The following is a 20,292-nucleotide window of genomic DNA, read 5'->3' on the forward strand; positions in this document are numbered from 1 at the left end:
GCGCATTATAGGCGGAGAAGGCCCAATCGACTGTGAGATACTACGCGCCGTCCAATAACGTCCTCATGAGATACTTCGATCCTATGCGAGACGCCACCCTTCTACCCGATCTGATCACGCTTTCCGCGGACCGGACCCCCCAAGCGCCAGCCTTGACCTACGACGGTCGCACCATGAGTTACGGCGAACTCTCTGACGCCGTAAGCCGTTTCCGCAACGGGCTCATGAGCCTTGGACTCCAGAGAGGAGAGCGCGTTGCAATCTACCTGGAAAAACGCTTCGAAACGGTTATCGCGAGTTTCGGCGCGCCTGCTGCCGGCGGCGTATTCGTCCCGCTCAATCCGCTGCTGAAGGCGGAGCAGGTGGGATATATCCTTCGCGACTGCAATGTGCGCGTACTCGTGACGTCTGCCGAGAGGCTCGCGTTGCTTTCCGACACGTTGCCTGCTTGTCATGATCTTCGACATGTCATCGTGCTGGATTCGGAAGAGCCGTTGCCTTCGGGTGGCGCCATCGGCTACCAGCGGTGGAGCGACGTGTTGGCGCAAAGCGAGGCAGAGGGGCATCGGGTGATCGATACTGATGTTCTAGGCATCCTGTATACCTCGGGAAGTACGGGTAAGCCGAAAGGCGTCGTTCTCTCGCACCGGAACATGGTGGCTGGGGCAAAGAGCGTCGCGAGTTATCTGGAGAATACGGCGGAGGACACACTGCTCGCGGCTCTGCCGCTTTCCTTCGACGCTGGCTTTAGTCAGCTCACGACCGCATTCCATGTCGGAGCGCGGGTGGCGCTTCTCAACTATCTTCTACCCCGGGACGTCGTAAAGGCGCTGGAACGCGAGCAGGTCACCGGACTGACGGCCGTACCGCCGCTTTATATCCAATTGACCCAGCTGACATGGCCCGAGTCGATCGCTGATCGGCTGCGTTATTTTGCTACGACCGGTGGCCGTATGCCGCGCGAGACGCTCACCGCTCTTCGGCAGAAACTTCCCAAATCGAAACCCTTCCTGATGTACGGGTTAACCGAAGCGTTCCGGTCCACATTTTTGCCGCCGAGCGAAGTCGATCGGCGCCCGGATTCGATCGGAAAGGCGATTCCGAACGCGGAGATCCTCGTTCTCCGTGAAGACGGAACCGAATGTGCCCCCAATGAGCCTGGCGAACTGGTGCATCGGGGAGCGCTTGTCGGTCTGGGATATTGGAACGATCCGGAAAAGACGGCAGAGCGCTACAAGCCGTTGCCGGTTGGCGTAGCCAGCCGCGAGGCCGGTCTCGTTCTGCCCGAATTTGCCGTTTTTTCAGGCGATAACGTGCGCAAGGACGAGGAAGGTTTCATCTATTTCATCGGCCGACGCGACGAGATGATGAAGACCTCTGGCTACCGGGTCAGTCCCACCGAGGTGGAAGAGATTCTGTACGCGACCAAGCTTGTCGGCGAATGCGTGGCGTTCGGCGTGGACGACGATCGGCTGGGACATGCGATCCAAGTCATCGTTACACCGCCTTCTGGCGAGACGGAGCTGGACACGGTGGCTTTGCTGGCCGAGTGCCGCAATCGAATGCCGGCCTATATGGTCCCCTCCGGGATCGAAGTTCGAAACGGACCGCTTCCGCGCAATCCGAATGGCAAGATCGATCGCAAGACGTTGGCGACCGAGTGGGTCGAGAAGCATTCCTGACTACCGAAGGTACCTTGCGGAGCGGTGATGTCCACTGAAAAATCCCTTCCCGTCCACGCGCCGATGGGCCAGTTCGCCACGGACGGCGACGAACTCATTGTAGGGGGCTTGCCCCTGACCCGGTTGGCGGAGCGCGTCGGCAAGACGCCGTTCTATGCCTATGATCGGGGCGTGATTCGCAAACGGGTTTCGGCGCTACGTGCCGCCCTGCCCGAGCAAGTGAAGCTGCATTACGCGATGAAGGCCAACCCCATGCCGGCGGTCGTCGGCTTCATGGTCGGGCAGGTCGACGGCATCGATGTTGCATCGGGTGGTGAATTGAAAGTGGCGCTCGATGCCGGAGCACCTATCGGCGAGGTGAGTTTCGCTGGCCCTGGAAAGCGGAGTGAGGAACTCCGTCAAGCGGTCGCCGCCGGTGTGCTGATAAACGTCGAATCGTTTCGCGAAGTCAGCGAGCTGGCCCGTTGTTCTGAAGAAGTCGGTGTTCCCGCCAGAGTTGCCGCCCGTGTGAACCCAGACTTTGAGTTGAAAGGCTCGGGTATGCGGATGGGGGGCGGACCGAAGCAATTTGGCGTGGACGCCGAGGAGGTGCCTGCTTTACTGCGCGAGATCGGGAAGCATGGACTCGCCTTCGAAGGTTTCCATCTTTTTGCCGGCTCGCAGAATTTGAAGGCTGAAGCCATTTGTGAGGCGCAACAGAAATCCTTTGATCTCGCTGTCCGTCTTGCAGATGCAGCGCCGTGCTCTCCCCGCGTCATTAACCTCGGTGGCGGTTTCGGCATTCCTTATTTCCCTGGTGATCTGCCGCTCAATCTTGCGCCGATCGGCGACAATCTTGCCCATCTTGTGGAGCGAGCCCGGCACGCGTTCCCGAAGGCCGATCTCGTCATCGAGCTTGGGCGTTATCTGGTCGGCGAAGCCGGTGTCTATGTCGCGCGTGTTGTCGACCGCAAGGTGTCGCGCGGGCAGGTTTTCCTGGTTGTAGATGGCGGTTTGAATCACCACCTGTCCGCATCCGGAAACTTTGGCCAAGTGTTGCGCAAGAACTATCCGGCCGCCATCGGCAACCGGATGGCAACTCTGGACACCGAGAGCGCGTCTGTCGTCGGGCCACTGTGCACCCCACTCGACTTGCTCGCTGATCGGATGGTCTTGCCCATGGCTGAAGTGGGCGATCTTTTCGTCCTCTTCCAATCCGGAGCTTACGGTGCGACCGCGAGTCCGCAACGTTTTCTTGGTCATCCGGAAGTCCTGGAAGTGCTCGTCGGCTGAAGTCGCTGCCCTTAGATCGGCTTTCCTGAGGTTCAAACTAAAGCCTGAAGGTATTGGACTGGCGCCACCGTCTTTGATCGGATGCCGAACACCTTCCGGGGCAGCAGGGGCAATGCGCCATGAATTGCTTCGACGCATCGGTCCGTGTCGCTTGATCGAGGTTTGTATCGGCGACAGGGAACGGAGCGCGTTTGCGGCGGTCTTTTAGCGGCCAACCGCCGTGGTTTATGAAGAGTTCCCTTTTCCTTGCCGCTTGATGGTCGGCGTCAACAGACCACATTCGAGGTGCGGTGCCTTAGCTTTGTAGTGAGTTTTGTGTGTTATTAAGCGAAAACAATAAATTGGATATGGATCTTAAAGCCTTTTATGCGTTTAAGGAGGGTGTTCTATACTGCGTGCGGCATAAAAACAGGGGCAAGGTGAGGATTTTGTCACGATCGAATCCGAACACCGGTGCTAATCTTCGGGCCGAGCAACCCTAATGGATGTCGCACAGTGAAGATCAATTACACGTCGCTTCGGGACTCGCGCGAGCCAGGCATCCGTCTGCGGGAGTCGGACACTAGGGGTAGATCATGATCAGAGTCTTCAGCCACTGGATTCATTGGAAGACGATCGTCCGCATCGTCCTCGACTTCTTCTTCCCCGTCGCGTGCGTCGTTCTGGCCGTTTCACTATCTGGCGTTGGTGGGCAGGGAAACCTCGAGGTTGTCGTCGGATATGCCGTGATCTTTGCACTCATCATGGTGATGCTCAACGCATGGCTCGGCCTGTATCACCGAGGGCATACCCGGACGCTTGAGCAGACGCGTGCTCGCGCCGTTCTGTCGCTCTATCTATCTGTCCCGATCGCGTACGGCGTTTTTTCGTTGTTATCGATCGCCGATGCCAATCAAAAGCTCCTTCTTCTTTCGGGGCTTGCTGCGCTATTCGGTACGTTGGCGCACCGCGTTTATACGATGCATAGTCGCGCTGGGTCGATGATGCTCCACCGGGTGTTGATTTTCGGCGCAGGCCCGGAGGCCAAGTCGGTCGGAAAGGTTCTCAAGCGATCGGATCCCGACATTCAGATCGTCGGGTTTTATCCTAGTCCCTCGGATGCCGAGATATCGATCCCTGATCATCAGATTCTTTCGCGGGAGACTCCGCTGTCGGATACGGCCTATTCCCTGAATGTCGACGAGATCATCATCGCCGTTCACGAGCGTAGGGGTGGAATCCTGCCGCTGAGGGAGCTGCTCGATTGCAAACTTTCGGGGGTCAAAGTTCTTGACCTTGCCAGCTATTTTGAACGTGCCCTCGGACAGATCCGTCTCGATTCGCTGCGCGCCGGCTGGCTCATCTTTGGCGAAGGTTTCCGCCAGGGATGGATGCGCACCCTGGTAAAGCGCGTCTTCGATATCGTCGCGGCGGTGATCCTGCTGATACTCGCCTCGCCGGTAATGCTCACCACGGCACTTCTGATCTGGCTGGAAGACGGATTTCCCATTTTCTACCGTCAGGAACGAGTCGGCCTGAATGGCCGTCTGTTCAATGTGGTGAAATTCCGGAGTATGCGGAAAGACGCCGAAAGTGACGGCAAGCCACGGTGGGCGACAGCCAACGACGATCGAACGACGCGCGTGGGCCGGATAATCCGCAAGGTTCGCATCGACGAACTGCCTCAGCTCTTCAGCGTTCTCTCGGGTGACATGAGCCTCGTCGGTCCTCGACCAGAACGCCCGTTCTTCGTGGATCAACTAACCCGTGATATTCCGTTTTATGCGGTGCGCCATAGCGTGAAGCCGGGCGTAACCGGCTGGGCCCAGGTCAGCTACCATTACGGCGCCTCGGTGGACGATTCCATCCAGAAACTTCAGTACGACCTTTACTATGTGAAGAACCACACGCTGTTCCTGGATATCGTCGTGTTGTTCGAGACGGTAGGGGTGGTGCTTACCGGCAAAGGCGCGCAGTAGCCGCGGCCTTCTCTCTAGAGGGCCCTATACTGAGCGCAATCCGAGGAGGTTGCCGGTTGGAAGCGAGCAGAGAGACGATCACCGCCTGGAGCTATGGACTGGCGGGTTGCATCTACGCCGGATTTGCCATTTATCTGGGGGCAGGTTGGCGTAACACATTGCGTAGCCGCGCCATGTTCCTGGCGGCCATTCTTTGTGCCGTTTGGGGTATGTCGGGTTTGGTATTCGCCATAACCGGGCTATCGCTCCTTCTGGGTGCCAGCTTACTGGCCGATGTTTTCCGGTTTGCTGGTTGGTATTTCTTCCTGCTCATCTTGCTGAAGCCGGAATCGGGTGACGACGACTGGCCCGCCCGGGTACGTTTGCTCGGAGGCGTGGCCTTCGCGCTTGTCTTCGTCGGAATCGTCGCTCACGTGATGGCCGTGCTCGGGATAGGAGCCTTGTTCCAACCCCAACGCATGGCGCTGTTCGATTCTTTGGCCATGACGGTTTTCCAACTGGTCTTGATCGAACAGTTGGTTCGCAATTTGTCGTTGGATGCCCGGTGGAGCCTCAAGCCACTTTGCATAGGTCTGGGCGGCGTGGCGTTGTTTGATCTCTACTTGTTTTCGGACGCTCTCTTGTTCAACAGGATCGATACGGATGCCTTCAGCATTCGCGGTTTCGTCCATGCCTTGGCGGTTCCGCTGATCGGCGTGTCGACCGTGCGTAGCCGGGATTGGAAGTCAAAGATCGTGCTGTCGCAGCGGGCGGCATTGCAGTCGATATCCCTTGTGGCCATTGGCATCTACCTCTTGTTTATGGCGGCCGCCGGATACTACGTGCGGTATTTCGGAGGCGAATGGGGGCGTGCTTTCCAACTCGCTCTCTTGTTCGCGGCTTTGTTGCTGCTCGGCGTGCTCAGCGTTTCAGGTTCCATGCGCGCCAAGTTCAGGGTGCTCGTCGGGAAGCATTTCTTCAGCTATCGCTACGATTACCGTGAGGAGTGGCTGCGGTTCACCAATACCTTGTCGGCGCAGGACGGGTCTTCGCAACTCGGGCAGCATGTTGTCAAGGGGCTGGCCGATATGGTGGAGAGCCCGGCCGGAGCGCTATGGTTGAGAGATCCGACTAGCCGTTTTTTTGCTCAGGCGGCATGCTGGAATATGCCGATATCCTCAGCAACGGAGGATGCGGATTCAAAGCTCTGCAAGTTTCTGATTGAGAGCGGGTGGGTGATTAATCTCGAGGAATACCGCTCGTTGCCGCGACGTTATAGCGGGCTCGATCTACCGCGCTGGCTGGTGGAGGTGCCGAACGCCTGGCTGGTGGTGCCCTTGGCGACGGGCACGGAGATGATCGGTTTCGTCGTGCTGGCAACGGCGCGTACCAAGCTCGACGTGAACTGGGAAGTCAACGACTTGCTGAAAACCGCCGGACGTCAGGCCGGGGCCTTCCTGGGGCAGATGCAAGCGACCGAGACGCTGCTTGAAGTGCGCAAATTCGATGCCTTCAATCGCATGTCGGCCTTCGTAGTGCATGACCTTAAGAACATCGTGGCGCAATTGGCGCTCATGTTGAAGAATGCCGAACGCCACCGGGATAACGCTGAGTTTCAACAGGACATGCTGATGACGGTGGAACATTCTGTCGATCGAATGCGGCAGTTGATGATGCAGCTGAGGCAAGGTACGACGCCTCTCGACGGCCCGAGAGGCGTGGAACTGAATGACGTCATTCGGCGTATTCAGACTGCAAAAGAGAGCCAAGGGCGGCGGGTGAATATCGAGTTGGATGGCAAGATCGTAGCCAAAGGTCACGAAGAACGGATCGAGCGTGTAATCGGCCACATCGTGCAGAACGCCCTGGATGCCACTGAGCGGGGCGGGGACGTTTCGGTTCGTTTGGAACGTCGCGATAAGCAAGCGTTGGTGCAAGTCTCCGATACGGGTCATGGAATGACCCCGGAGTTCCTGCGCGAGCGGCTCTTCAAACCATTCCAGACGACCAAGCCCGCAGGAATGGGAATTGGCGCATATGAGAGTTTCCAATACGTCCACGAGCTTGGCGGTAAGGTCTTGGTCGATAGCGAAGTTGACGTCGGAACGCAAGTCAGCCTGTTGTTACCTTTGTTCGAAGCAGGCCCCGGGTGGGGGGCCGAAGTATTACATAAGGAGCGTGAATGAGTTCGGAGAAGCCCCGTCCCCTGTTGATCGTTGAAGATGATCCTGCGCTGCAAAAGCAGATTCGCTGGGCCTTCGATCAATATGAAACCCTGTTGGCTGACGACAGGGAGAGCGCGCTGGCCCAGGTGCGGCGCTATCAGCCTCCGGTGGTCACCATGGACCTTGGGCTCCCGCCAGACCCTGATTCCGTGTCGGAGGGTTTCAAGCTCATCGAGCAGATCCTGGCGATCGCGCCACAAACGAAGATCATCGTTCTGACCGGGCAAAATGACCGTAGCAATGCGCTGCGAGCCGTTGGCCTTGGCGCATATGATTTTTTCGCCAAACCCTTCGAAGTCGAGATGCTCGGTTTGACGATTGAACGTGCCTACCGTCTGTACGACCTGCAGCAGGAGAACAGCCGTCTGCAGATGATGCACCAGCCCGACGTTCTCTCTGGACTGATCACGCGGGATCCCGAGGTTCTGAGAGTCTGCCGGACGGTCGAGAAAGTGGCGATGACGGATGCGACCGTCCTAATACTCGGTGAGAGCGGGACGGGCAAGGAGCTCATCGCGCGGGGAGTCCATGCCGCGTCTGGCCGGCGAAGTGAGCGATTCGTTGCGATCAACTGCGCGGCGATTCCCGACAACCTGCTGGAAAGCGAGTTGTTTGGATATGAGAAAGGCGCATTTACGGGAGCCGCAAAAACGACCCCGGGAAAGATCGAAACGGCGCACCGCGGCACGCTCATGCTTGACGAAATTGGCGACCTTCCGCATGCGCTGCAGGCGAAGCTATTACGCTTCCTCCAGGAGCGAGTCATTGAGCGTATTGGCGGGCGTCAGGAGATTCCGATCGACGTCCGAATTGTGTGCGCCACCCATCAGGACTTGAAAGCCCTGATCAAAGAAGGACGGTTCCGCGAGGACTTGTATTACCGCCTAGCAGAAATCGTCGTTAGCATACCGCCCCTGCGTGCTCGGCAGGGCGATGCGGCACTTCTCGCGCATGCGTTCGTTCGGCGTTTTGCCACGGAGCAAGGGCGAGGTTCCATGACGTTGCGTGAGGATGCGATCCGGGCAATTGAAGCCCATGCATGGCCAGGTAATGTCCGGGAGTTGGAAAACTGTATCAAACGGGCTGTCATCATGGCCGACGGCAATCAGATCACACTCGATGATATCGGTCTCAGTCCGGTGCAAAATGACGAAGAGGTTAATCTCGACCTGCGGCAGGTGCGTGAAGATGCAGAAAAACGAGTCATTATTTCCGCGCTTGCCCGGGCAGATGGCAGCATTGCCCGCGCTGCCGAATTGCTTGGCGTAAGCCGTCCAACGTTGTACGACCTGATGCACCGGTTTGGGTTGAAATAGCGATATCACATCAAACCAACGAGCAATCCACCAAGGATCACGATTATGCGCAAGTCCTTACTCGGAGCCACCGTATCGACCCTGTTCGCCACTGTTCTCCTGATGAGTTGTGGCGGCGAGAAACCCGAAGCCATGCTGGCCTCAGCCAAGGACTATATGGCGAAACGGGATAACAAGGCCGCGATCATCCAACTGAAGAATGCGCTGCAGGGCGACCCAAATATGGCCGAAGCCCGTTTCCTTCTCGGCAGGGCTTTGCTTGACAGCGGAAATCCTGCAGGCGCCGAGGTCGAACTGCGCAAGGCGCGTGAACTGAATTACCCGGCTGACAAAGTGACCCCATTGTTGGCTAATGTGCTTCTGATGGTAGGGCAACCAAAGAAAATCATCGATGACCTTGCGAAGGTCGAGATGTCATCTCCCGAAAGTAAGGCCGATTTGCAGACGACAGTCGGGTATGCCTACCTCGCCACGGGCAAGGCAGAGTCGGCGCAATCGGCGTTTGGAGCCGCTCTGTCGGCCGTACCGGGGTATCCTCCGGCGATCGTTGCCCAGGCGCGAGTGAAGGCCGGCAACCGTGATTTTTCCGGCGCGTTGGCCTTGCTTGATTCTGCTCTTGAGAAAACTCCGGCGCTCCACGATGCGTGGCAGTTGAAGGGAGACATTCTCCAGACACAGGGCGATGCCAACGGAGCGTCGGCGGCCTACGCAAAAGCGTTGGAAGTCAAGCCGGACTATCTCCCGGCGCACATGTCTATCACAGCCCGCTTACTTGAGGAAGGAAAGCTGGACGAAGCCGGCAAGCAGCTTGAAGCGATGAGCAAAATTGCGCCTGGAAGCCCGCAGACGACCTACATGCAAGCGCAGCTCGCGTATCAGAAACGCGACTTCAAAGCCGCTCAAGAGGCGATCCAGCGGCATCTCAAAGTGGCCCCAGACAGTCCGCTCGGATTGCAACTTGCTGGTGCCATCGAGTATGAATTGAAGTCGTATTCGACGGCGGAAGCTCACTTGCTGAAGGCTTTGCCGAACACCCCCGAACTCGGTATGGCGCGTCGCGTTTTGATTGCGAGTTATCTCCGAAGCAACCAGCCGGATAAGGCTTTGCGCGCATTGCAGCCCATCCTCAGCAAGATCGACGACAATTCGAACATGCTCGCCTTAGCCGGCGAGGTTTACATGCAGAACGGTGATGCCGACAAGGCGGCGAGCTATTTCGCCAAGGCTGCTGCGCTTGACCCCAATAGTGCCGGCAAGCGCACCTCGGTCGCTTTGGCCCGTTTGGCGAAGGGGGATTCTGATTCCGCGACCCGCGAACTTGAGCGGATCGCTTCAGCGGATAGCGGGACTCGTGCGGACTTGGGCCTCATTGCCTCTCAACTCAAGGACCGCAAGTTCGATGAGGCGCTGAAGGCGATCGATAGCTTGGAGAAGAAGCAGCCTGATAACCCCTTGACTTTCAACTTGCGTGGAATTGCTTTGTTGGGCAAACGTGATGTTCCGGCCGCACGCAAGAATTTCGAAACAGCTCTGACCAAGAATCCGGCGTACTTTCCCGCGGCCGCTAGTCTTGCCAATTTGGACCTGACCGAGAAAAAACCGGACGATGCGAAGAAACGTTTTGAAAGCGTCATCGCTAGCGACCCCAAGAGTATTCCCGCTTTGCTTGCGTTGGCTGAACTGAAAGCCAAGACGGGTGGAAAGGCGGATGAGGTCGCGGCCCTGATCAACAAGGCGATTACGGCCAATCCAACCGAGCCGGCTCCGCACATCGCCTTGGTCGGGCTTTATCTGTCCACGAAGGAGTCTCGAAAGGCGTTGGCGGCGGCACAAGACGCACTGGGAGTGCTTCCCGATCGGCCAGAGATTCTCGATGCTGCGGGTAGAGCCCAGCAGGCCGCGGAAGAATACAATCAGGCGCTGACGACGTATAGCAAACTTGCGAGCCTTGTGCCGAATTCGCCGCAGCCGTATCTACGCATGGCAGAAATCAATCTGGTGGCAAAGAACAAGGATGCCGCCATGCAGAACTTGAACAAGGCGCTGTCGGTTAAGCCCGACTCGCTGGAAGCGCAGCGCGCGATCATGATGCTTGACCTCGAGGCCGGAAAAACGGATGCCGCACTGACGGTGGCCCGTAACGTTCAGAAGCAGCGGCCAAAGGAATCGGCAGGATACGTACTTGAGGGCGACGTCTATGCGTTGAAGAAGTCGTGGCCGGAGGCTATCTCCGCATATAAAAACGGAATAAAACAGAGCGGCGCAACCGAACTCGCCATCAAGACCCATGCGGCCTTGAACTCTTCGGGCAAGAGTTCCGAGGCTGACGGATTTGCCGACGGCTGGTTGAAGGAACATGCCAAAGACATGCAGTTCAGGCTGTATCTGGCAGAATCGGCGACTGCGCGGAAGGATTTCGCGACGGCGAGCAAGCTCTACAAGATCTTGGTGGACGTGCAGCCCGACAACGCGCTGCTGCTGAACAACCTTGCCTGGTCGCTTGCGCAGAACAAGGATCCCAAGGCGGTGGATTATGCCGAGAAGGCTTACAAGCTGGCGCCCGAACAAGCAGCAATTGCGGATACGTTGGGCGGACTCCTTGTTGACAAAGGCGACACGGCGAGAGGTATCGAATTGCTGCAAAAGGCCGTGAGCCTCGCACCGCAGAACCCGCCTATCCGTCTGAATTACGCAAAAGCGCTCGCGAAAGCAGGAAAGAAGGACGAAGCGAAGAAGGAGCTCGAAGAATTGAGCAAGCTGGGCGACAAGTTCGCGGACCAAAATGAGGTTTCCAAGCTCCTGCAAAGTCTGTGATCGGCTTTGGTAGCCATCATTCATTCATCTACTCATAGTTGAGGAATTCATGACAATCGTCGCTGTTGTTGGACTGGGATATGTGGGACTGCCCTTGGCAGTTGAATTCGGCAAGAAGTATCGCACCATTGGCTTCGACCTTTCTGCGGCGAAGGTAGCGAGCTACAAGAACCACATAGACACCACCGGGGAAGTAAGCCAAGCTCAATTCGATGCGTCGGTTCACCTTGAGGTGGGGTCTGATCCCGACGCATTGGCTGAAGCGGACTTCATTGTGGTTGCCGTCCCGACGCCAGTCGATGAAGCGCACCAGCCCGATTTTCGGCCGTTGGTCGGTGCATCGGAGTCGGTAGGAAAGAATCTCAAACGGGGCGCGACAGTTGTCTTCGAATCCACCGTTTATCCTGGGGCGACGGAAGAGGTGTGCATTCCGATTATCGAAAAGCACTCGGGAATGAAATGGAAAGAAGACTTCTTTGTGGGCTATTCCCCCGAACGCATCAACCCGGGGGATAAGGAACGGACGCTAACCAAGATCGTGAAGGTCGTTTCCGGCGATACACCGGAAACCTTGGAGCGCGTTAAGGCAATGTACGGCAGCATCATCACCGCGGGAATCTATCCGGCATCAAGTATCAAGGTCGCCGAAGCGGCAAAAGTCATCGAGAATACGCAGCGCGACCTGAACATCGCGCTTACGAACGAGCTAGCCATCATTTTCGAACGCATCGGCATCGATACGCTCGAGGTGCTTCAGGCCGCCGGGAGCAAGTGGAACTTCCTGCCGTTTCGTCCCGGGCTGGTTGGTGGTCACTGCATCGGGGTCGACCCATACTACCTCACGCACAAAGCCGAAATGCTTGGGTATCACCCGGAAGTCATCTTGGCCGGTCGGCGCATTAATGACGGCATGGGGAAATATATCGCCGAACAGACGGTGAAAAAGCTCGTGGTCAATGGATGGCAGGTGAAAGGTGCTCCGATCATCGTTCTCGGCCTCACATTCAAGGAAGACTGCCCGGATCTGCGCAATTCGAAGGTCATCGACGTTATCCGCGAACTGCAATCGTATGGAGCGCGTGTGCTCGTTCACGAACCGGTGGCGGACGCTGGCGAAGCGTGGCACGAGTATGGCGTCGAACTGACTCAGTGGGACGATCTTCCTCAAGCGGCGGCGATCGTTGCCGCTGTCGGCCATCGGGAATTCAAGAACCGGCCGTTGTCGGATTACGTCGGCAAGTTGCAGGCGAATGGCGTTATGGCCGACGTGAAGTGCATCTTCAACGAAGCCGAACTCGCTGCTCAGGGAGTGACGGTGTGGCGATTGTAAGCCATTCTCTCTCCGATATTGCCCTTGGCCAATTGAAGTCTCAGCACTCCAACTGGCTGGTCACCGGTTGTGCCGGATTCATTGGCTCACATCTGGTCGAAAGCTTGCTTAAGTTGGGCCAGACGGTCGTTGGTATGGACAACTTATCGACCGGGCATCGAGCGAATCTGGATGAAGTTCAGTCCGCCGTGTCGCCGCACGAGTGGAAGAATTTCAGTTTTATCGAGGCGGACATCCGTGACGCGACCGCTTGCCGGGAAGTGTGCCGAGGTGTTGACTATGTGCTGCACCAGGCGGCGCTCGGTTCCGTCCCGCGTTCGCTTGCGGATCCATTGACGACGAACGCCGCGAACGTAGACGGTTTTCTGAATATGCTTGTCGCGGCTCGCGACGCAGGAGTCAAACGATTCGTTTATGCTGCTTCGAGCTCGACCTACGGCGATCATACCGAACTGCCCAAAGTGGAGGAGCGAATTGGGCGGCCATTGTCTCCCTACGCTGTGACGAAGCTGGTCAATGAGTTGTACGCCGAGGTGTTCGGGCGGTGCTACGGGTTTCCGTCGATCGGGCTGCGTTACTTCAATGTTTTCGGTACCCGACAGGATCCCGAAGGCGCTTACGCGGCCGTAATACCTCGTTGGACGCGGGCAATGCTGCTTGGCGAAGATGTGGTGATCAATGGCGATGGCGAAACCACACGCGATTTCTGCTTCGTAGCCAATGTCGTGCAAGCCAACTTGTTGGCGGCGACAGCAAACTCTACGGAAGCTATCAATCAGGTGTACAACGTCGCGGTAAACGATCGTACGTCACTGAATCGCCTATTCGAAATCCTGCGCGACGTCTTGGCCGAAACCAATCCGCATGTTGCTGGTCTGAAAGCGCGGTATGCCGCTTTTCGTCCCGCGGATGTTCGCGATTCCCAAGCAGATGTATCAAAAGCGCGACGACTCCTCGGGTATATACCCACGCATCGGCTGGAAGAGGGAGTACGAGAGGCCATGCCGTGGTATGTCGCTCGTTTCACGAGTCTGGAGCCTTGTAGAGGTTGATCGTGTCATTTTCCGCTCACGAGAGAATCGGTCAGCGTTTTTGCCTTCGTGCCGTCTTCGCATGGACGATGGTTGTCTACTTGGGCAGCCTTGCTTATGGCGCAGTCTCCGAAGTGGCGGGCAAGACCGTTGCCGAACTTGCGGCATTGAGGGACGAGGCGCGTTCCTATGAGCACGGGGAAGGAGTAGCACGGGATCCGCTCCGGGCTGCTGGGCTCTACTGTGAGGCGGCCAAGTACGGGGACGTGGAAGCGCAATTCAGCCTCGGCTGGATGTATGCCAACGCGCGTGGTGTTCCGCGCGACGACGAGATGGCCGCCTATTTTTTCCGTCTTGCGGCTGAACAAGGACACGAACAGGCGCGGCGAATGCTTCGCTTCGTCGGCGATACGCAGACGGCGGCGCCTGCATGCATGCGCATTGCATCGGTCGAGGAAGAAACCTTCTTTGCTGAGAACCCCGCGCAGGAAAAGGTCTATGGACTGGTACAGAAGCTTGCTCCCGAGTATGGCATCAGTCCGAGGCTGGTCATGGCGGTGATCAGGGCAGAATCGAACTTCGAGCCGACGGCGGTTTCGCCGAAAAACGCGCAAGGTCTGATGCAGTTGATTCCCGAGACTTCAGTGCGTTTCAACGTCAAGAAGCCCTTCGACCCCGAGCAGAATATTCGGGGTGGTCTCTCCTATCTACGTTGGCTGCTGGCGTACTTCCAGGGCAACGTGGCGCTCGTAGCCGCCGCCTACAATGCAGGGGAGGGCGCGGTTAACCGCTATCGGGGCATTCCCCCGTTTGCCGAAACACGCGACTACGTTAAGCGGATCATGAATTTCTTCAAGAAAGACGAGCATCCGTATGACCCCGGTGCTACACCACCCTCCCCGGAACTACCCCGAATCCGGCTCGGGAAAAACAATATGTAGGGGTCTCAAGACCGACGTCAGGCTTTTCAGGTCGCTAGCGCTTCTCTTTCTCACGGCTATTAATGTCGCAACAGCCCGGGCCGATTTGCCAGATCTGGTTGAGCGAACGAAGCCATCGGTCGTTGTCATCGGGACGTACAGCCGCACACGCAGCCCGGCGTTCGTCATGCGGGGTACGGGGTTCGTAGTGGCTAACGGCACTCTGGTCGCCACGAACGCCCATGTTCTTCCGGACCAGCTCGACTCTTCAAAAGGCGAAACACTGGTTATTCTGGTGAATCCGGGTAAGCCAGGAACTCAGCAACGAGGGGCGAAGCCAGAAAAAGTAGACTCATCGCACGACTTGGCTGTCCTGCGAATCGACGGACCCCCCTTGCCGCCGTTAGTTTTGAAGGATGACGGCAAGGCCCGCGAAGGCCAAGCCGTTGCCTTCATGGGGTTTCCGATCGGCGGTGTGCTCGGTTTTTCGCCGGTCACGCATCGCGCCATCGTATCGGCCGTAACCCCGATCGCGCTACCCGGACCTACAGCGCAGCAGTTGAACGAGAAAGTCGTCAAACGGCTACGCGAAGGCGCTTTTGAAGTTTATCAATTGGACGGCACCGCTTATCCTGGCAATAGCGGCGGCCCCCTTTTTGACACCGAACGCGGTGAAGTGCTCGGCATCATCAACATGGTTTTCGTTAAAGGCACGAAGGAGTCGGTGCTCTCCCAGCCGTCCGGAATCAGTTTCGCCGTTCCCGTGGATTATCTGAGGGATCTGCTTCACGATATTCCGTAGAGTTTGTAGGACAGCGATGCTTAGGGGGTGTCGCGGGGACACAATGCTTGGCTAAGCCGCGGTTTTCGTTTCGACGGGCTCAGTAGGGGAGAAGAAGGTCGCCGCCTTGTGTGAAAGATGCACGAGCAATAACCGCCAGGGAAGGCGAAGGTACATCTCCCGTATTGCCAATAATGCGTCCGCGGTATTCTGCCCAGAAGGGCGAGTGTCTGGGTGGCGGGTCGAGATCGACCGGGCGAGTATGCGTAAAACAAGGTCGTTTGCCTTCGGCAGGATATCGTCCGGGACAGGCGTCCCGAAGACCTTCTTCGTAAGCACGAGGGTATGCTCAAGGATGCCTTGCAAACCTACCTGCTGAGCGCGGGAAAATAGGCGCGTGGCAAAACCGCTGGTGTTTGCGTCGAAGTGTCGATACAGAAGATCGATATCCCACAAATCCCGCAAACCGCGGTGAAACTCCGAGTTCATCAGGAGGTGAGCGGCTGCGTGCAGCACCATGTCCTCATCCCGAAGACGATACCATTTGCCGAGCCCTGATGGGATAGCTGCAGCGATCATTGCTTCCGAGTCCACGCGCAGGCGGCATGTCGGCATGACCAGCGAATGGTGAAGATCAATAGTCGTGCCACGGCGGTGATGAATCATGGGCGGTATTTCGTGTGCCCACTGCCGATAGTAGCGCTGATCATAATCGCTCAACTTCCCAGTCGACCAGCCTCCCAGCATCAACGCGGCTTCCGCTTGTGCGATGTGTTTTACGGGTACCAGCACGTCGATATCGCTGAATAGTCTTCCCTCGGCAGGCGGGAGATCGAGTAGGGCGTACGCGGCGCCTTTCAGCAGGATGGCAGGAGCATCTATGCGAGACAGCGCATGCTCGATGTGGACGAGTTCCCGCTGAACTTCCCGTTTGAATTCGTTGGCCTGGGTAATTGCTCCCGACATTTGTTCAGCGAGAGAGTCACCAAGAGAGCGGAGTTTGCCATCCTTCTCCAGGTTTATGGCTAGCCGGCATTGAACTCCGGCCGCGCGGGCTTCGGCGACAAGCAGGCTAGCGCTTTCGCCATCGTTGATCGGTGGCAGCGTGCCTTGAGAGAGGAAACGGAGTAATGGCGACGTTCTAGGCACGTTCGACCACCAGTTGTTCGAGGGCTGCGCGTGCGTCGTCGAGCGACGAGTAGTCCATCTCCCAAGCTTCTGAGGTATGTACGAGTTCTACCAGACGCTCGAAGCCCTGACGGCCAAGGATTGGATAGTTGAACGACTGGTCGATCAAGCGCATTGCCGCTTGACCAGATCCCAGGGGCTCCAGACGAAAGCGGGCATCTGCCGACCACTTCGGAAAAACGATCAGTTTCGGCAGTGCTGTGTCGAGGCTTCTGGAAATCGATGTCTTTGGTGCCGGAAGATGGGCAATCGTCCCCTTATGAGTATCTGCCGCCACGGGGCCGAGCAGGGCTTCTGGATGTCTCTCTCTTACAATGTCAATCGACTGATTTTTCAGGCTGACCGGACGCGTACAGGGCACGAGGCGAATTTTTTGATCGACGAGAGCTAACTCATCCGAGAGCAACCTCCACCCCGAAAGAGCCAACTCTGCTGCAAGTGTGCTTTTTCCACTTCCCGATGTTGCGGAAAGCAAAACCCCGCAACCGTGTTTTTCCATGACTGCGGAATGCAGTATCAGGTATTGGTGTGCATAGGAACCAATCGTCCAGTTCAGACCCCATTCGAATAATGCATGCGCGTGGTTTACGTGCATGGGGAGAAACGGAGCCTCTCCCGACAAGACAAACGAAGCATTTCGCCTTGCCCATTGCCGGAAGAACGAAGCTGGGGAAATAGCGATGTCAAAGTCGTATGCTCCACCTTCAACGGATGCCGGGTAGCCTGCATATAGCCGTATCAGCGCATCGGCAAACTCCGGGATCGCACTTGTGATCTTGATGGAGAATTGGCCGATTTCCAAGCGGAACGACCCGTTCACCACCGCCGAACGGACGCGAGGGGCTAGGTGTTCTTCTAGGCGGGGCAACGGACGATTAATCCAGATTGTTCAAGCGAACAGATGGCTTCATCGAATGCTTCGTCGTCGGTGAAGGCTGACAGCCGACTTGCAGCTACTGCGTCGCCAGCACTATCTCGCAGAAGGCCGCGCAGTATTTGAGCGCCCTGATCGTTTATCAGGCTGGTTTTTCCTGAGGCTTGATCAAAAACCAGTAAGCCCTCATCACAATCGTGAACGAGAAGGCTCGCCGATGCTAGACGAATTGTGAGATGGGGAATTTGTGCGACCACTTGGCCGTCGAGTATATACCAGCTCGACGGCACTCAAGACATCGTCGTTTGCAGGTAGGTGACGATGTCCCTAGCGTACCAGATCACTCCTGGGACGGGACTGTAGCCGCTATTCCGAGCCGCCCACATGGCTTGAAGATCGGAAAGATCCAATACCGAAGCCGGGACCAAGCCTGCCTTCCAATTGCACCATGCGGCAGCGAGGTGAGCTCCTAATTGATAAGGGTCGCCATTTCCATTGAGTGCAAACACCTGCTTGAGCGTTTTTCCTGGAAAGCCGCCTGAGTAAATGCTGCTAAACAATATGCGTTCTGCGCCGATTTGCGACCACGATAAGGCGTGCGTTTTCGAAGCGTTATACCAAAAACCAGGTGAGCGCCCCGCACAGGGGGTATCCGACCGGTCGTCACGGCTGTGGGCGAGATTGATGGAAGCGCTGGCCGATGGCGACAGGCATCCACGTCCACACGCCAGGGCTGAGCGAGTGCCGGCAGTCAGGACAACAGGAAGTGCGACTCCTGCGCCGAGAACAAATTTACGTCTCGAATTCCTGGCGGGCGAACGGCTAGAAACATCGTCCATTTGTGCCGCCTCTTGGTCGCGTTTCATTGGTTTTTCGTCCATGGGGTCAATCTATTTTGGGAACTACTTTGTTGCCCATACTAACAGTCCAGATAGCCTTCTGCTGCGACTTAGTTCACGAATGTCAGCTTACAGATTTTTGCGGTAGCAATATTTCGTTGTCCATATAAAGCATTTTTTGTGCCAAATTGATGGCATATATATGCTACTCTGATTTGAAAGGATTTTCCTGAGTAGAGCCATCGTTGATCGCCGCCTCTCGCTTGATGCGTCAAAAAAACCGACATGCCGAAAATGCCTTTCGTGTCTTTCCATGCATAGCGGCTTTTCCTTCGTGCTCTCGTTTCCGACAGGAATTGGAAGGACGCATCATATTCCGTGCAGTACTATGATAAACAGTAGCGAGTCCGTGGGAGGAAGACGCCATGCTCACTAAGCTTCGATTACTTGCGCGGAGACTCAGCCATCGGATTACGCGACGCCTGATTTCCTGGCTACCAAGAGAACAGCGCTTCAAGGTCTTTCGTTCATTTGCCGACTGCAATCCAGCGCCCAGTTCGAGGCTGGTGCTGAAGATCGCCGAAACGCGGGAAGAACTGGAAGCCTGCTTTGCGGTTCTTCACGACGCTTACGTCGATAGCGGGTTCATGACGCCTGATCCGTCAGGGATGCGGGTGACGATTTACCATGCATTGCCAACGACGACGACACTGTGCGCGAAGTATGACGATGAGGTTGTCGGCACAATTTCCCTTGTCCGTGAAAGTGCTCTCGGGGTGCCGCTGCAACGAATCTTCGACTTGACTCCCGTTCGCGAGAAAGAAGGACAGATCGCCGAGGTGTCCGCGTTGGCCATTCATCGCAGCTTTAGAAAAACGGGCGGCAGTATCCTGTTTCCGCTCATGAAGTTCATGTATGAGTACTGCACCACCTTTTTTGACACGAGACATCTGGTAATTGCCGTTAATCCAAGCCATATCGAGATGTACGAGTCGTTGCTCTTTTTCCAGCGTCTGACGGCTCATGGAGTGGAGAGCTACGACTTTGTCAATGGCGCGCCGGCAATTGGCGCGACCTTGGACTTGAAGGAAGCTCCAGAGATATTTCGACGTCATTACGCCGCCAAACCGGCGAGGCGAAATCTCTACGCCTATTTCACGCAGATCAAGCTTCAGAACATTCAGTTTCCTCATCGACGCTTTTTTACGACGAACGACCCTGTCCTTACTCCTGAACTTCTTGACTATTTCTTCAACGTACGGACGCAGGTATTCGATAGTCTCAGCGAACGTAAGAAGGCTCTCCTCCACTTGATCTACGATTTGCCAAAGTACCAGAGCGTCTTGCCGGCCTTGCCATCGAATGAAGATCAGATCCCAATTCGTCGGCATCACCGGTTCTCCGTAAAATGTCCGGCGCGGATCGCATTCCGTAATTCAAACGGCAAGGAGGAGCGGATCGCCATTGAGGTGATCGAGGTATCTCGTTATGGTTTCCAGGCCAGAGCACGCCGCCCCTTGCCGCTCAATACGTGGTGTGACACGACGATTCAATTGGGGCATTCCGACATCTCGCATTTCCGGTCTTTGGCGTTGAGAGAAAAGAACAACGGGTCGAACGGTTATTACGGCTTTCGTCTGGGCGAACCCGATATCCTATGGCGCAAGTTCGTATCGGCACTAGACCAAGGCACGACGTATAGCGATCTCGACTCGGCGACCCGGTTTCTTCAGTGATGAAGTGGACGCGTGTGCGATAGGCGAAAGGCCTGCCACAGTGACATGAGGACCGAACTTCGCTTCGGTAATTAGGAGAAAGAAGAGATACGGATGTCAGAAAAAGAAAATCGCATTTCCCTCTCCACCCTGATGTCCTCGAGCGGGGTGAAGTTTGGCACGAGCGGGGCGCGCGGGCGGGTGGACGATCTCACGGACGAGGTCTGTTACGCCTACACGTTGGCCTTCCTACAGGCCATCGGAATGAACTCGGGCCGCATCGCCCTGGGCATTGACCTGCGACCGAGCAGCCCGCGCCTGGCCGCCGCCTGCGCCGCCGCCATCCGCCACGCCGGGCTCGACGTTGA

At 56.7% G+C, this 20,292-nt stretch carries 14 protein-coding genes and 1 pseudogene; 12 read left to right on the plus strand and 3 right to left on the minus strand.

The features are described from left to right. Nucleotides 1–83 precede the first annotated feature (83 nt). The 10 genes from NZ453_RS15230 (at nt 84) to NZ453_RS15275 (ending at nt 15,329) form a co-directional block, all read left to right on the plus strand. On the plus strand, nt 84–1,682 hold the full coding sequence (locus tag NZ453_RS15230; RefSeq protein ID WP_420851674.1) for an acyl-CoA ligase (AMP-forming), exosortase A system-associated: 1,599 nt from the start codon (nt 84–86) through the stop codon (nt 1,680–1,682). 27 nt (nt 1,683–1,709) lie between these two features. Next, nucleotides 1,710–2,954, plus strand: coding sequence for a pyridoxal-dependent decarboxylase, exosortase A system-associated (locus NZ453_RS15235; protein ID WP_263771546.1), 1,245 nt, complete (start codon nt 1,710–1,712; stop codon nt 2,952–2,954). 575 nt (nt 2,955–3,529) lie between these two features. After that, complete coding sequence (locus tag NZ453_RS15240) at nt 3,530–4,912, plus strand: TIGR03013 family XrtA/PEP-CTERM system glycosyltransferase (RefSeq protein WP_263771547.1); 1,383 nt, start codon at nt 3,530–3,532, stop codon at nt 4,910–4,912. 56 nt (nt 4,913–4,968) lie between these two features. Next, complete coding sequence (gene prsK, locus NZ453_RS15245) at nt 4,969–7,077, plus strand: XrtA/PEP-CTERM system histidine kinase PrsK (protein ID WP_263771548.1); 2,109 nt, start codon at nt 4,969–4,971, stop codon at nt 7,075–7,077. Further along, nucleotides 7,074–8,432 carry a PEP-CTERM-box response regulator transcription factor gene (gene prsR, locus NZ453_RS15250; RefSeq protein ID WP_263771549.1) on the plus strand — a complete coding sequence of 453 codons (1,359 nt, stop codon included), beginning with the start codon at nt 7,074–7,076 and terminating at the stop codon, nt 8,430–8,432. Before prsK ends, prsR begins: the two co-directional genes overlap by 4 nt. 45 nt (nt 8,433–8,477) lie before the next feature. Beyond that, nucleotides 8,478–11,246 carry an XrtA/PEP-CTERM system TPR-repeat protein PrsT gene (gene prsT, locus NZ453_RS15255; RefSeq protein WP_263771550.1) on the plus strand — a complete coding sequence of 923 codons (2,769 nt, stop codon included), beginning with the start codon at nt 8,478–8,480 and terminating at the stop codon, nt 11,244–11,246. 49 nt (nt 11,247–11,295) lie between these two features. After that, complete coding sequence (locus NZ453_RS15260) at nt 11,296–12,576, plus strand: nucleotide sugar dehydrogenase (RefSeq protein ID WP_263771551.1); 1,281 nt, start codon at nt 11,296–11,298, stop codon at nt 12,574–12,576. Further along, on the plus strand, nt 12,564–13,628 hold the full coding sequence (locus tag NZ453_RS15265) for an SDR family oxidoreductase (RefSeq protein ID WP_338051171.1): 1,065 nt from the start codon (nt 12,564–12,566) through the stop codon (nt 13,626–13,628). The genes NZ453_RS15260 and NZ453_RS15265 overlap by 13 nt, the downstream gene beginning before the upstream one ends. A 2-nt stretch (nt 13,629–13,630) precedes the next feature. Next, nucleotides 13,631–14,548 (plus strand): transglycosylase SLT domain-containing protein, encoded by a 918-nt coding sequence (locus tag NZ453_RS15270; RefSeq protein WP_263771552.1) that lies wholly within the window; start codon nt 13,631–13,633, stop codon nt 14,546–14,548. A gap of 166 nt (nt 14,549–14,714) precedes the next feature. Further along, nucleotides 14,715–15,329 carry a S1 family peptidase gene (locus NZ453_RS15275; protein ID WP_263771553.1) on the plus strand — a complete coding sequence of 205 codons (615 nt, stop codon included), beginning with the start codon at nt 14,715–14,717 and terminating at the stop codon, nt 15,327–15,329. A 51-nt stretch (nt 15,330–15,380) separates the two neighbouring features. Here NZ453_RS15275 and NZ453_RS15280 read toward each other — a convergent pair whose 3' ends face one another. The 3 genes from NZ453_RS15280 to NZ453_RS15290 form a co-directional block, all read right to left on the minus strand. Further along, nucleotides 15,381–16,457, minus strand: a complete 1,077-nt coding sequence (locus NZ453_RS15280; protein WP_263771554.1) for a nucleotidyltransferase domain-containing protein — start codon at nt 16,455–16,457, stop codon at nt 15,381–15,383. Continuing rightward, a complete protein-coding gene (locus NZ453_RS15285; RefSeq protein WP_263771555.1) occupies nt 16,450–17,298 on the minus strand; it encodes an HprK-related kinase A in 849 nt (282 codons plus the stop codon). Before NZ453_RS15285 ends, NZ453_RS15280 begins: the two co-directional genes overlap by 8 nt. Before the next feature lie 362 nt (nt 17,299–17,660). Beyond that, nucleotides 17,661–18,236 (minus strand): hypothetical protein, encoded by a 576-nt coding sequence (locus NZ453_RS15290; protein WP_263771556.1) that lies wholly within the window; start codon nt 18,234–18,236, stop codon nt 17,661–17,663. Between the two features lie 539 nt (nt 18,237–18,775). On the opposite strand from NZ453_RS15290, the gene NZ453_RS15295 reads away from it, so the two are divergent. After that, nucleotides 18,776–19,945: an N-acyl amino acid synthase FeeM domain-containing protein gene (locus tag NZ453_RS15295; protein WP_263771557.1), complete on the plus strand. Its 1,170-nt coding sequence runs from the start codon at nt 18,776–18,778 to the stop codon at nt 19,943–19,945. Between the two features lie 93 nt (nt 19,946–20,038). Further along, nucleotides 20,039–20,292: pseudogene (locus tag NZ453_RS15300) on the plus strand (hypothetical protein); the annotation flags it as partial.

Source organism: Propionivibrio soli (assembly GCF_025770765.1).
Taxonomy (GTDB): Bacteria; Pseudomonadota; Gammaproteobacteria; order Burkholderiales; family Rhodocyclaceae; genus Propionivibrio; species Propionivibrio soli.